General features: G+C 72.0%; 10 protein-coding genes. All 10 read right to left on the bottom strand.

What is annotated here, in order from left to right:
- Window position 1: 1 nt before the first annotated feature.
- The 10 genes from mycP to eccA all read right to left on the bottom strand — a co-directional run bounded on the left by mycP (window position 2) and on the right by eccA (window position 13671).
- A complete protein-coding gene (gene mycP / locus L2Z93_RS17895; RefSeq protein ID WP_090588768.1) occupies window positions 2-1402 on the bottom strand; it encodes a type VII secretion-associated serine protease mycosin in 1401 nt (466 codons plus the stop codon).
- A complete protein-coding gene (gene eccD, locus L2Z93_RS17900; protein WP_090588769.1) occupies window positions 1399-2832 on the bottom strand; it encodes a type VII secretion integral membrane protein EccD in 1434 nt (477 codons plus the stop codon). The genes mycP and eccD overlap by 4 nt, the downstream gene beginning before the upstream one ends.
- 50 nt (window positions 2833-2882) lie before the next feature.
- Entirely contained in the window at window positions 2883-3725 is an 843-nt protein-coding gene (locus L2Z93_RS17905; protein ID WP_090588770.1) for an ESX secretion-associated protein EspG, read from the bottom strand.
- A gap of 6 nt (window positions 3726-3731) precedes the next feature.
- Window positions 3732-4019, bottom strand: a complete 288-nt coding sequence (locus tag L2Z93_RS17910) for a WXG100 family type VII secretion target (protein ID WP_090588771.1) — start codon at window positions 4017-4019, stop codon at window positions 3732-3734.
- Window positions 4020-4051: 32 nt separating this feature from the next.
- Complete coding sequence (locus tag L2Z93_RS17915; protein ID WP_090588772.1) at window positions 4052-4348, bottom strand: WXG100 family type VII secretion target; 297 nt, start codon at window positions 4346-4348, stop codon at window positions 4052-4054.
- An 81-nt stretch (window positions 4349-4429) separates the two neighbouring features.
- Window positions 4430-6019, bottom strand: a complete 1590-nt coding sequence (locus tag L2Z93_RS17920; RefSeq protein ID WP_260575466.1) for a PPE domain-containing protein — start codon at window positions 6017-6019, stop codon at window positions 4430-4432.
- On the bottom strand, window positions 6019-6318 hold the full coding sequence (locus L2Z93_RS17925) for a PE family protein (RefSeq protein WP_090588775.1): 300 nt from the start codon (window positions 6316-6318) through the stop codon (window positions 6019-6021). Before L2Z93_RS17925 ends, L2Z93_RS17920 begins: the two co-directional genes overlap by 1 nt.
- The gene (eccCa, locus tag L2Z93_RS17930) at window positions 6315-10337 is read right to left on the bottom strand and encodes a type VII secretion protein EccCa (protein ID WP_090588776.1); all 4023 of its coding nucleotides are present in this window, start codon (window positions 10335-10337) and stop codon (window positions 6315-6317) included. Before eccCa ends, L2Z93_RS17925 begins: the two co-directional genes overlap by 4 nt.
- Entirely contained in the window at window positions 10334-11866 is a 1533-nt protein-coding gene (gene eccB, locus L2Z93_RS17935) for a type VII secretion protein EccB (protein WP_090588777.1), read from the bottom strand. The genes eccCa and eccB overlap by 4 nt, the downstream gene beginning before the upstream one ends.
- The gene (gene eccA / locus L2Z93_RS17940; RefSeq protein WP_370745823.1) at window positions 11863-13671 is read right to left on the bottom strand and encodes a type VII secretion AAA-ATPase EccA; all 1809 of its coding nucleotides are present in this window, start codon (window positions 13669-13671) and stop codon (window positions 11863-11865) included. Before eccA ends, eccB begins: the two co-directional genes overlap by 4 nt.
- Window positions 13672-13990 lie beyond the last annotated feature (319 nt).

The following is a 13990-nucleotide window of genomic DNA, read 5'->3' on the forward strand; positions in this document are numbered from 1 at the left end:
CTCACGAGACGGATTCCTCTCCATTGGCGCCCGTGCGACGGCGGGCGATGAAACCGGCGGCGATGACCGCGCAGGCCAGCAGCCCGGTGACCGCGAAGGCGATATTGCGCGGGGTGTGGTTCGGCGCCGGCTCGGGGACCGGCGCGGCGATGTTCTCGGTCTGCGGGCCGCGCGCGGCGGTCGGCAGTTCCCAGGTCAGGGCAGCGACCGGGTCGACGGTTCCGGCGCCGACGAGGTTCGACGGGTCCCGTGCGCCATTGTGCGCGGTGGCGGTGAGCCGTTCGATGACCTGTTTGGCGTTCAGATCCGGGAAACGGCTGCGGACCAGCGCGGCGATTCCGGACACGTAGGCGGTGGCGTAGCTGGTGCCGGACAGCGCGGTCAGCTTGCCCTTGTCATTGGGCGTGCCGTCGGCCAGCCCGCCGTCGGGGGCGTTGGACACCGACACGATGGATTCACCGGGCGCGGCGATGCCCACCCACGGTCCGGCCATGCTGAACGACGACGGGGATCCGTCGAGCGCCAGCGATCCGACGCTGAGCACATAGGGCTGCCACCAGGACGGCACGGACACCGCGCTGACCCCGGACCAGTCCCGCGGGTCGTTGCGATTCGCCAGTCCGCCAAGGGGATTGGACTCGCACTGGCCGATCATTCCGGTTCCGGAGCTGACGCCGTTGGTGTTGCCCGCGGCAGCGACGATCACCACGTCGCGGTCCTCGGCGGCGTACCGCAGCGCCGCGCCCAGCGCGGACTGGTCGAAGGTGTTGTCGGCCGGCAGGCAGGTGGTGACAGAAATGTTCATCACCTGGGCGCCGGAGTCGGCGGCCCGCACGATGGACTGGGCCAGCGACGCGATGTCGGCGCGGGCGCGTTCGGCGGCCGGGTCGCCGCCGTTGTCGGTCGGGGTGAACCGGGCCGAGGTCTGGCGGATGGACACCAGGGTGGCCTCCGGCGCGACCCCGGAGAAGCCGCCGGGAGCGGGCTGGCCGGCGATGATTCCGGCGACCAGGGTGCCGTGGCCGTCGCAGTCGGTCAGGCCGTCGCCGGAGCCCAGGAAGTCCCCGCCGCCGTCGACGTCGGGCAGCAGCGGACCCGGTTGCACGCCGGTGTCGATGACCGCCACCTTCTGGCCCTGTCCGCGGGAGAACTCCCACGCGCCGGTGAGGTTCAGCGCCTGCTGCGACGGGGAGACCGGGGTGGCGCTGTCGCCGCCCAGCAGTCCGGTGGTGACGCACTCGCCGCGCTGCGACATCGGCACGCCGCCGGTGCTGCCCGACGGCGGCGACGCGTCGGCGTCCACCGTCGGCGGGGTGATGGCCCCGGCCGGCGGGGCGGTCGCGGCGAGCACGCCGACCACGGCGCACACCGCCGCGGCCGGGCGAAGCACGCGGTCAATCATCGATTCAGCACCCAGGCGAAGATGCCGACCAGGTAGGCGACCACCGGGATGATGGAGGCGTCCAGGGCGGACGCCAGGAAACCGGTGACGCGGCGGGCCGGCAGCGAGTAGCTCTCCGGCTCGGCCAGCTTCGGGTTGGCGGCCACGACCACCCACACCAGGGTGGCGAGCGCGAGCACGCCGAGCACCCACCGCGCCGGGACGTAGCGGCCACCGGCGACGAACGCGGCCAGCAGCGCGACGCCCAGCAGGTACGGCTGGCTCAGCAGCCACGCCTTGCAGGCGGCGGTGTCCCAGACCCGGGCGCGCAGCACCGAACCCAGCGAGATGGCGACGACCAGGTAGACCGACCAGCCGCCGGCGGCGGGCTGCCCGGTGACCGGCAGCAGCACGGCCAGCGAGCCGAGCACGCCCAGCAGCACACCGGCGGCGATGAAGCCGGTCTGGTGGGCGTCGGCGCGCCGGACCCGGCGCGGCAGGTCGGCGAGCACCGAGCGGGCCGGCGCCGACGGGATCGGGTCACCCGGGGCGGGGATGACCGGCAGCGGCAGCCGCGCCCACATCGCGGACAGGCCGGCGGCCTGCACGGTGACCAGCAGTCCGATGACGATCAGTCCGGCGCCGAGGGAGGCCAGCGTCAAGCTCGGCCACAGCGCGGACACCGCGGCGGCGACGGTCAGCCCGCCGCCGATCACGGTCGCGGCGGTGAAGAATCCGGTCCAGCGGGTGGACAGGAACACGTTGACCAGCGCCCAGGCGGTGACGCCCGCGGCGCCCAGCAGCACCTGCGGCGCCCCGAAGGATCCGGGCACGGCCAGCATGAAGGCGGCCGCGATCGGCACGACGGCGGCGATCGCGAGTTCGTCGGCCTTGCCGCGCAGCGCCAGCGCGGCGATCACGGCGACGGCGGCCAGCGCGCTGACCGCGTACAGCCCGAGGGCGTTGTCGGCGGTCAGCCGGTGCGCGACGGCGACGCCGGTGGCGGCCAGCAGCAGCACGATGGCCGCGGCGCGGGCCAGCCGGCGGATGTCGGTCAGGCCCCAGCCGCGGCGGCGGGAGGCGGAGAAGATGACCGCCGCGTCGGCGATGTCCTCCACCACGCCGGGGGCGGCCGGGCCGGTCGACACCGGGACCAGCGCGAGCAGATCGCCGTCGACCACGCCGACGGTGTCCAGGCTGGCGTCCAGGCTGTAGGCCGCGCCGCCGATCGGCGCCAGGCTCATCCGGCGGGAGGTCTCGTCGGGCTCGGCCGCGTCCTCGCCGGACTCCGGATCGGCGGCCACCAGCCGCAGCACCGCGGGCATGATCTCCCGCAGCGGCGCCTCGGTGGGCAGCGCGATCTCCACGATCCGGCGTTCGGCCAGGATCGCGACTCGGACGATGGGCAGCACCGGCGCCGGCGACGCCGGGTTGTCCAGGGCCTGTGTCATGCGTGGTCTTCTCTCTGCTGGTGCTTGTTGGAGTTTTCAGGTGGTGCGGTCTAGACCGCGAAGTCTCGGGTCAGGCGGCTGGTTTCGAACCAGCGCCCGTTCGGCAGCGTGGCCGCCAGGTTGTCGATCGCGCAGGCGATGGCGAACGGGGTTCCGGGGGTGAAGGTGGAGACCCATTCGCCGTCGCTGGCGCGCTGCGGGCTGACCAGGATCCGCCCCGGCGCCGCGTCGACGATGCCCAGGCCCACCTCGGAGGTGGCCTGGGTCCCGTCGCGCCGGCTGCCGGCGACGATCTCGACGTAGCTGCGCTTGCCCTCGTACACCGCGGCGACGACGTCGCGGGCCCCGCGCGGGATGCCGAGCTGGGTCAGCACCTCGACGACCGGGGAACCGCGGCGCAGTTGCTCGTCGGCGACCGCGCCCGCCCGGGCCGGCAGCACGAACTCCGGGAACCGGGCTGGCGCCTTGCCGGACAGGCCGGCGGTGACGATCGGCACCAGTCCGGACGGGTCGGTGATGTCCATCGCGGTCAGCGTGATCAGCCGGCCGCTGCGCAGGGCGACCACCACGTTCCCGTCCCGCTGGGCGACCACGCCGCGCAGCAGATCGTCGGGCTCCCCGCTGGGGCCGACGAACCGCAGTTCCAGCCATCGGTCCGGGAAGCACACCGCCGACACCCATCGCGTGACGTCGGGGTTGATCCGCCCGCTTTCCCCGATCACGTTCAGTCGGCGCAGTTGCGCGCGCTGCCGCTGCGCGAAAGCGGGTTTCTCCCCCTCGTCGCGGTAGGGCGGGGTGATGGCCAGCACCCAGGGATAGGCGCCGGCCCCCACCTCGTCGGCGATGTGCCAGGCCGCCTCAACCGTCAGTTCGACGGCGTTAGCGGTCCCCACGCCGACTCAGCCCCACTTGGCGCCCTGCGCCTGGTCCCGCGCCAGCATCGACATGGTGTTCGTCTCGTGGGTGCCGGCCATCGCGCGGTAGGCGCGGACCAGCTCGTCCATCGCGGTGTTCCACTGGGCCTGCCAGGCCTGGTAGGTCATACCGCTGTCGCCCTGCCAGGACGCGTGCAGCGCGGCCTGCTCGGCGGCGATGTCGGCGCCGACGCCGGCCAGCGCGCCGGAGTATCCGCTCATCTCCGACGAGGTGCCCAGCATGGCCGGGTAGTTGTACATGATGTTGCTCATCAGGCGTGTTCCTCTCTAGGGGTTCGGGTCGGCTAGACGGCGGTGCCGTAGGCGCCGGCGTTGGCGGCATCCTGCGCGACGTAGGTGGCGCCGGCCTCGCCGAGGTTGGCCTGGGCCAGGTCCAGCAGCACGTTGACCTTGGTGGCGGCCTCCATGAAGCGGGCGTGCGCGGCCTGGAAGGCGGCCGAGGCCTCGCCCTGGTGGAAGGCCTGCGCCGAGACCGCGGACTGCTCGGCCGCGGAGATGGTGGACCGCATCAGGGCGGTCTTGGCGCCGAAGTTGGCCTCCGAAGCGACCAGCTGCGGGATGTGTGCGTCCAGGAAACTCATCGGGTGATCTCCAATCGTGTTGTGCGGGTTGGGTTCTGGTGACCGGGGCTATCCGGTCGGTGGCGCCCTCGAACCGAGGGCTCAGCGTTGCGTTTCAGGTGGAGTCTCTCCTTCCTGTCCCGCCGGCAGGTCCGACCAGTTGCCGGGCAGCAGGGGCATCTTGGCCCCGTTGCCGTACTCGTCGTCGGGCAGCGCGGTCAGTCCCGCGGCGGCTTCGGTGTCGGCGGTCGACGTGGCGCCGGCGAACGCGCCGGAGGCGCCCACCTGACCGGCGCCCTGGCGGGAGGCCTGGGCGGCGTTGGCGGCGGCGCGGGCGTCCCGGAGCCGCTGCTCCTCGGCCGCGGCGGCTGCCGCGTCGGGCATCTCGTCGGCCTCCAGGTCCGCGTACTCGTACTTGCGTCCGCGGTCCTTGATCGCGGCGCCGCGGGCCCGGCGCGCCTTGCGCTTGGCCGCGGCGGCGGCCGCCAGCGCGGCGGCCGAGGCCGGCGCGGCGATGGTCTCCGACGGCGCCTTGACGCTGTCGTGGTCGCGCAGTGTCGGGCCGACGCCTTCCTCGGGATCCATCCGGACCGCATACGCCAGCGCCGGGGCGCCGGCGGCGACCGCGGGGGCGGGCGCCGGGGCGGGGGTGGCGGTGGCGGGCGCCGGCGTGGCGGGCGCCCCGACCCCGGCCGGGCCCGGCAGCGGGGTGCCCGGCGCCACCGGGTACTGCTGCTGCTGGGTTCCGGTGTCCTCGGCCGGCACGTCGACCGGGTTGAAGTCCGGTCCGAGGTTCAGCTGGGACAGCACGCCGCCGATCACACCGAGCGCGATCGCGCCCAGCATGGGCAACCACAGCGGCGAGGTGAAAATGCCGATCCAGGTGCCCCAGCCGACCGGCTGGAAGAACGCCTGGTAGCCGGCCAGGAGCAGGAAGGGCAGTGCCGCGGACGGATTCGTGGCGAGCCACTGGATGGCGTCCAGCGGGTACTGGATCAGGTAGGCGAGTTGGTTGCCGCCGAACTCCCCGACGGTGTTCCGCAGGTAGTCCGCAAGTGCCTTGATGATCGGGTTCTGGCTCCACCAGCTCGGGGTCAGGTGGGTGGTCTGCCCGGGTTCGAGGGCCGCCTTGGCCACCATCCCGCTATCGGCCGCCATGATCATCGGCGCCGGCTGACTGGGCTGGGTGGCCGGCATCATCGCCGCGGTGGACACCGCGTCGTAGGCGCCCATGGTGGTGGCGGCCTGCACCCACATCCGGACGTAGTCGGCCTCATTGACTGCGATCGGGATGGTGTTGATGCCCAGGAAGTTGGTGGCCACCAGCACCCCGTGGATCACGTGGTTGAGCGCCAGCTCCGGCAGCGTCGGCATGGTCGCCAGCGCCGTGGTGTACGCGGCGGCGGTGGTCTGCTGCGCCGCCGCGCTGGTCGCGGCGTTGACGGCCTGTTGCTCCAGCCACGCCAGGTACGGCGTGTGCGCGGCGACATACATCTCCGCGCTTGGCCCCTGCCAGGCGCCGGTGTTCACCGCCGCCAGGATCGAGGTGAGTTCGGCTGCCGCCGTGGTGTATTCGACGCCCAGCCCGGTCCAGGCGGCCGAGGACGCCAGCATCGCCCCGGGTCCCGGGCCGCCGAAAAGCTGCGCCGAATGGACCTCGGGGGGAAACGCCATCCAGACCGGGGCGGCCATCAGACGCCGTAGGTGGAAGCGATAGCTGCGTCGCCGGTGGCATACGACGCGCCGGAGTCGGCGACGCCCATACCGGCGCGGCCCAGCTCGGTGACGCCCTGGGCGGCCACCGCATTGTGCTGGTTGCCGTGCGCGCTGAAACCGGCGGCGGTCTGCAGCGACACCGGGTCGGAGCCCGGCGGCAGCACGGCGGTGATCGCCGGGGCGGCGGCGGCGTGGGCCGCGGCCAACCGGGCGGTCAGAGATTCCACGGCGGCGCCGGCAGCGGCCAGGCCTTCGGGGATCACATGGAGTGTCATGACGGGAACTCCCCTCTCTCATCGATATTTCTTGAACTACGGGTATGGCTTCCGCTGTCGGCGCCCATGCCGAACATCGGGTTCACCAGCTGCAGATGCGTCGGCGCGTCGGCGTGGTCGAGCAGCATGGCGCGGCCGGCCGGCATCTTGGCGAACTTGTGGCCGCGGATCTTGCCTGCGTCCACCGGGTTGCCGGACAGCATCAGGGTGGTCGCCTGCAGGTCGTTGAGGCGGCGCAGCAGCGGGCTGGTCATCAGCAGGTGCCCGGAGCCGGTGGCCCGCGCGGTGACGATCACCCGCAGCCCCAGATCGGCGGCTTCGGCGAGCAGCCCCACCAGCGGCGTCCACGGCCGCTGGCCCACGAACGGGCCCGACAGCGCGGGGCTGTCCGGGATGGCGTCGACGTCGTCGATGATCAGGTAGTGGGTGCGGTCGTCTTCGCCGCCTCGGTAGGACCAGGAGGCCAGTTCGGCCGGTGTCAGCCCGGCCGGCGGCCGGCGGCGTTCGATCAGCGCGGCCAGGCCCAGCATCGCCGGGGTGACCCGGTCGATGTTGGCGGTGTACTCGTTGTCCGGGAACAGCGGTTCGTCGACCAGGTGCAGCCGGCGGTCGATCACGGTGAAGCACACCGAGTTCGACGCCGCGTTGTCGCGGACCGTGCTGATCACATGCCGCAGCAGCGTGGTCTTGCCGGATCGGACGTCGCCGAACACCATCACCAGCGGGTTCTCGGCGAAGTCCAGCGCGACCGGGTTCAGGTCCTCTTCGCGCTGGCCGATGACCACCCGCTCCGGCGGGATGAACAGCGGGGCCACCGCCGAGGGCGCCAGGTCGGCCGGCAGCAGCCGCACCGCCGGGGCGCGCCGCCCCGGGTAGCCGGCGTTGATCTCGGCGATCAGTTCCAGCTGCGGCTTGGCGAACAGGAAGTGCTCGGCGGCCATGGTGAGGCCGCGGCCCGGCTGGTCGATCGGCACCGATTCGGCCGGCCGGCGGATCGCACCGACCACCCGGACGTTGGAGTCCCGGGTGTCGGCCAGCCGCAGCTCCAGCCGGGAGCCCAGGCCGTCGCGCATGGCCAGCGGCACCTCCAGCCAGTTCGGCGTGGTCACCACGACGTGGATGCCGTAGGCCAGGCCGGAGTTCGCCAGCTCGGTCACCTTGGCCAGCAACGGGTTCCGGGTGTTGAACATATCGGAGTTGTCGCGGGAGAAGGCGTACAGGTTGTCGATGATGAGGAACACATCGCCGTAGCCGTCGGCCCAGACCGCGGAGTCGCCGGTCGCGCCGGAGCGCTGACGGGCGGCCAGCAGGGCCTCCAGTTCGCCGAAGGTGCGCCGGATCCGCTCCGGCTCCAGCGGCGAGGCGACGCTGCCGACATGCGCCAGCGAGGACATCGCGGCGAGCTTGCCGCCGCCGTAGTCCAGGCAGTAGAAGCTGACCTCGCCGGGTGCGTGCAGCGCGGCGGCCGACAGCATGAACGTCTGCAGCGCAGTCGATTTACCGGACTTGGGGCCGCCGTGGATCAGCAGGTTGCCGGCGCTGGACGCGGCGTTGAAGACCAGCGGGTCCCGACGCATCTCGAACGGCTTGTCGATCTCGCCGAGCGGCCAGCGCCGCGAATGCGCGGGCACGGCCGCGTTCGACAGCACCGTGGTCAGCGGGATCGAGGAGTCCAGCGGGGGCAGCCACAGCTCCGGGGCCTTCGGGCCGTAGGAGGCCAACTGGTCGCCGATGGTGGCGATCAGCTTGCGCGGCGGCGCGGTGTCGTAGTCGTCCTCGGCGGCGACCAGTTCGATGATGTCCTGATCGGGGTCCACCGCGCCCGCGCTGAACTGCCGCGGCTGCGGAGTGGACGGCACCACAATGGTTTTCGCGGCGCGCGGCGGCTCGTAGATGCCGTCGACGTAGGTGGCCCGGAACTTGATCGGGGCCGCGCCCGGCGCCGGCACCAGGAAGCCTTCGCCCTTGTGGTTCTTGCCGGACTCGATGTGGTACGCGTCCTCGACGCCGATGATCTGCCGGGAGATCGACGGGCTGGCCACCTTCAGACCGATCCGGTACGAGGTGTTCTTGTCGATGTCCTTGATCCTGCCGACGTCCAGGGTCTGCGACGCGAACAGCAGGTGGATCCGGAACGAACGACCCTTGCGCGCAACGTAATCGAACAGTTCGGCGTACTCGGGATGGTCGGCGAGCATCAGGGTGAACTCGTCGGCGACCACCAGCAGCGTCGGCAGCGGCGGGTAGTTGTATCCGGCGGCGGCCTCGGTCTCCATGGCCGCCTCGTACTCGGCGACCGAGTTGAACGCGCTGCCCTGGATGGCCCGGCCGGCCTCCTTGAGCAGGTTCTCCCGGCGCGCGACCTCCCCGCGCAGCGTGTCGGCGAAGCGGTCGGCCAGCGATCGCTTCTCGGTCATGTTGGAGATGACCGCGACGACCTGCGGGAAGTTGCGGAAGATGTCCGCGCCCGCTTCGCCCTTGAAATCGGCATAGATGACGATCAGCCGTTCGGCGGAATGGGTTGTCAACAGCGACAACAGGATCGACATCAAGGTCTGGGATTTGCCCGAGCCGGTCATGCCGATCATCAGGCCGTGCGGGCCCATGCCGCCCTCGGCCTCGTCCTTGAGGTCGAAGTACATCGGCTCGCCGGTGGCGGTGACGCCGATCGGCACGCGCAGTTCCTCTTCGCGGGTGCGCGGCGACCACAGCGTCGGCACGTCCAGCGAGGTGGCGTCCGGGATCTCCATCAGCGTGGTGAACGACGCGCCGTTGGTGGCCGCCGAGCGCAGCCCGGTGTGGGTGGGGTTGGAGTCCCAGCGGGCCAGCGCGCGGCCCAGGTGGTTGGCGTCCGGCGCGGACAGCGTGTCGGCGCGGTCGACCTCGGTCTCCCAGCCGCTGGCCTGCCAGCGGTCCACCCGGCCGCGGGAGACGCGCAGGATCGGTCGCTGCGGGTCGGGGTAGGCGTCCCGGCTCGGGGTGATGTCGCCGGCGACCTGGATGACGGTCACCCCGGCCAGCGGTTCGGAGAGCACCGAGGTGCTCAGGTCGTAGCCCGGGTCGTCGACGATGACGATCAGGTGCCGCAGGCCGTGGTCGTCGCCGCCGTCGAACAGCGGGCGGTCGGCCAGCGACGGGCCGATCGCGGCGATCAGCCGGTCGGTGCTGGGGCTCAGGTAGCGGGCCGGGCCGAGGCCGTCGACCGCGCCCGGGATGTCCACGTGGGCAACCCATTTCAGCCAGGACCAGTCCGGAGACTCCAGTCGCGGGCTGGCCAGCGCGATCCCGAGCACGGTCGGGTCGTGCCAGGTGACCGCCTGGGCGACCCAGGCGCGGACCGCGGCGCGGGCTTCTCCCGCGTCACCGGCGACGGTGATCCGGGAGATGCGGCTCAGGCCGAGCCCGGTGGGGGCGTCCGGCAGGGTGCGCTGCACGTCGAGCAGGGCCCGCAGCGCGCTGTGCGACACCGGCTCCAGGTCGAGTTCGTCGGCGGTGTCCTTGACCTTCAGCGGGGTGTCCAGCGGGACGTCGGCCAGGCCGGTGCGCAGCACCAGGTAGTCCGAATCGCGCGGGTCGCGTTCCCACTGCCGGCGGGTGCCGGCGTAGGTCGCCAGATCGGCCGGGTCCGGGTGCGACCACAGCAGGCCCTTGCGCTGTTCGGCGGCCTGGGCGCGGATGTTGTCCCGGACCACCGACAGGTAGCGCAGGTAGTCGGCGCGCTCCATGTCGACTTCCTCGGTGCGCATCTTGCCGTCGTTGCCGCGGTAGAGCGCGGTGGCGGCCAGCAGCAGCACGAAGGGGAAGAACAGCACCTGCGGGCTGAGCACCCGCATGCCGGTGGCGAACAGCGCGACGACCATGCCGATGATCAGGGCGACGATCAGGTACGGCAGCACCCGGCGCAGCAACGACGGCGGCACCACCCGCTGCAGTTCCGGCGGCGACTCGATGAGGATCGCGCCCTTGCGGGCGGCCGGGCGGGGCAGCCGGCGGCGGCTCTCGAAGATCAACCGACTCATGACGAAGCCCTGTTCTCGGTGAAGGTCGACGCGACCAGCGCGTCGGCGGGTGACAGTGCGGGGCCGGCCGGAAGCAGCGACAGCACCGACCACGGGGCCGGAACCGGCGCTTCGACCAGGCCCAGCGCGGCGGCGGTCTTCACGGCGTCCTCGGAATTGGCGGCCTCGATGCCGTACCGGATGCCGGTGTCGGACACCCAGAACAGCGAGCCGGTGGCCGGGGCGGTCGGCTCGTTGCCGACGGTGCGGACCAGGTAGCCGTAGCCGGGGGTGATGGCCGCGCGGCTGGCGCTGGAGCCGGCCGGGATCAGCGGCACCGCCGCCGACGGGTTGGCCACCGGCAGCAGCGAGCCGGATAGCAGCGCCAGCGAGGCGCTCGCCGCGCCGTCCGGTTTGGCCCAGGAGGCGCAGGTGATCGGCGAGTCGGCGACCGACACCAGGGTCAGCGGGTTCTGCGGGTAGGCGCCGTTGTCCAGCATCCGCGACACCGGCAGCTTCGCGATCTCGTCGGCGCCCAGCCGCGGGGGTTGGGCGAAGCCGTGCGAGTCGGTGTTGCGCAGGATGCCGGCCAGCACGCCGGAGACCGGGGCCAGGCCGTCGGGCAGCACCGCGTAGTGGTTCATGGTGTTGTCCGCGCTGAAGGACACCACCACCGAGCCGATCGGGGCGCCGCCGGGCATCGGGAAGTCCGGCGCGTCGCCGGAGCGCGGGATCGCCGGGGCCCGCAGCGGGGCGCCCTCGGGGACGGTGTTGAACAGGCCGACGGCGACGGTGCGCGGGGTCGGGGCGTCGACGCCCCAGCCCAGCGCGGAGGTGACAGCGCGGTCGTTCAGGTCGATCGCGCTGCGGCGGCCGTCCCAGAGCACCCAGGTTCCGGAGCCGTTGGCGACCAGCACGGCGGCGTCGCGGCCGAGCGGCTTGGCGCGTTCGCCGTCGCTGTCCAGCGGGCCGGCGATCACGCTGACGCCCGAGCCGGAGCCGGCGTTGCCGACGCCGTCACAGGCGGCCCAGTAGGCGTTGCGGTCGGTGTTCTGCACCATCCGCTCCGGGGCCCCCGGGATGCCGATCATCGGCCCGCGGTTGAACTTGTCGAGTTCCTTGGCGTTGACGTTCTTCGGGTCCACCGGCTTACCGGCGATCAGCCGCGCCGAGGTCAGGTTGAGCACCGGGTGCAGTTGGTCGTTGACCCGAACGTACAGCGCCGAGCTGGCCCGGTCGGCGAGCACGATGTCGTTGCCGGCGACGCCGCCGGGACGGATCAGGGAGAAAATAAAGCAGCCGATCAGGCCGGCGACGACGGCCAGCACGCCGGTGACGACGGCGCGGGATTGGCTGCGCAGCGGGTCGACCAGCATCCGGGTGTCGTGCAGCGCGACGCCGGAGGCCAGCCGGCGCATGACGAACCGCCAGCCGGTGACCTGGTGCTTGGTGACGAACCCGCGGCGGTAGACCACCTTGTCCGGGTTGGTGTTGTCCGGGGTCCGGGACGCGAATCCGCGCCGGTCGTCCTCGGGCTGGTTCTCGCTCACGGCTTGCCTCCAGCCGGCACGGCCAGGCCGAGCCCGGCCAGCAGCGGTTCGACGGCTGCGCGCACGTCGGCGGCGGTGATGGTCATCAGTGCCTCATCGGTGAAGTCGAGGGTGCCGGCCAGCTCGGAGTGGTCCAGTCGGTACTCGCGCTCCTCCTCGGAGCGCTCCACCACGTTGCGGACGAAACGGCCGTTGCCGGCGATGTCGAGGCTGCGGCGCTGGATGCCGGCGGTGTCCGGGGAACTGGACGCGGCCAGGTGCGCGAACAGCCGCTCCAGATCGTCGAGGGCGGCCTGCTCGAACACGCTGTCGCGCTGGGCGGCCATCGCCCCGGCGATCTCGGCCAGTTCGGCGGGGTTGTACGACGGGAAGTCGATGCTGCGGGTGAAACGCGACCGCAGACCCTCGTTGGTGTCCAGGAACCGGTCCAGGTCGGCGCGGTAGCCGGCGATGATGACGACCAGCCGATCGCGGTCGTTCTCCATCCGGGCTAGCAGCGTGTCGATGGCGACCAGGCCGAAGTCGTTCTTGGCGCCGGTGGCGACCAGCGCGTACGCCTCGTCGAGGAACAGCACGCCGTCCAGCGCGCTGTCGATGATCGCGTTGGTCTTGGCCTCGGTCTCACCGATGTGCTGGCCGATCAGGTCGGCGCGGTGGACCTCGCGCACGTTTTCCCGCTTGAGCAGTCCGAGGCCGCAGTAGATCTTGGCGACCACGCGGGCGATGGTGGTCTTACCGGTTCCGGGCGGGCCGGCGAACACCAGGTGGTTGGTGCGCTGGGCGACGGCCAGGCCGCGCTCCTGGCGCAGCAGGCCCATCGCGACGGAGCTCTTCAGCCGCGCGACCTGGAGTTTCACTTCTTCCAGGCCGATGAACTGGTTGAGTTCCTGCTCGGCCTCGGCCAACAGAGCGGCCTTGCGCTCGTGCGCGCCGGGGTCGACGAAGTCGGCTTCGGTGGGCTCGGTGGCCGGATCCCACGGGTCGGTGCGGGCGTCGATGCGCGCGCCGGTGGTGGTGACGATGCCGTAGGTGGGGTCCGAGAGCGCGGCCTCGACCTCTGCGTTCTCCGGGTTGGCCGCGTAGAGGTCCTGCAGCACCTCGGCGGCCTCGTCGTCCTGGCCGTGTCCGCGCAGCGCGAGGCCCTTGGCCAGCGCGCCGTCGACCGCGGCCACCGGCACCGGGCCGGCGGTCTCCTCCAGGTGCGACAGGGCGGGGGCGAACATGCCCAAGCGGGCCAGCGCGGCGCCCAGCGCCATCCGGGAGGCATGCGCGAACGACGCGTCGATGCCTTCGGCGTTGACGACGGGGGTCAGCAGCCGGACCACGTCGGCCCAGCGCTGGGCGCGATAGTGGATGGCCGCCGAGACCCAGCGGGCGTCCGGCCAATCGGGCCGACGGCGCAGCACCTCGCCGACGACGGCGTCGGCGTCGGCGAGCCGGCCCTGTCCGGCCAGCGCGGCAGCATAGGCCAGCTGGAAATCGTCCGGAGTGGCGGCGACGAGTTTGAGGTACAGCCCGGTCTCGTAGTGGAAGGCCAGCGCGCGGGGGGCCAATTCAACCTTGCGAGACAGCACTGCGGAGGTCGCCGAGGTGCGCGACGCGGCCTCGAGCACCGCCGTGGAGGTGTCGCCGGCAGCGGCCAGTCCGACCCAGGCGTCGCACTGGTCGTACGCGACGCGGGTCAGCGCGGCGAAACCGGCTCGAGCGGCGGTCAAATCGGCCGGGCGGCGGCGGTCGTAGACCGTCAGGCCGAGCGCCCGGCAGCAGGTGGCGAACCTGCTCACAACGTCGGCGTCCACCGCCATCTGCCCGGGAGGCGACTTCACCTGCGTCGTTCCGAGCTCACTGCCGTTTGTCATGACTACCCGTGCGGGCGCGGCCACCCGCGTCCCACCAACCCTTTCAGTTCGTCAAATCTCAGTCAATGTCCGGAAGTTAGCATTGCATAAGCTAACTGTCGAGAGCTCCGGCGCGCCACCCGACGCGAGGGCGCCCGACATTGCCTGTTGGTCGCGCCGATCGCCGGAAAAGTTCCCCGAGGAATGTGTCGCAGCTAACTCCGGCGAGCCAACGAGCGGCGTTTCTCCCAGACCGGCCTCGGGGCTTTTGCCCGCCGGGAACCGA

It is taken from the genome of Mycolicibacterium brumae (genome assembly GCF_025215495.1).
GTDB lineage: Bacteria > Actinomycetota > Actinomycetes > Mycobacteriales > Mycobacteriaceae > Mycobacterium > Mycobacterium brumae.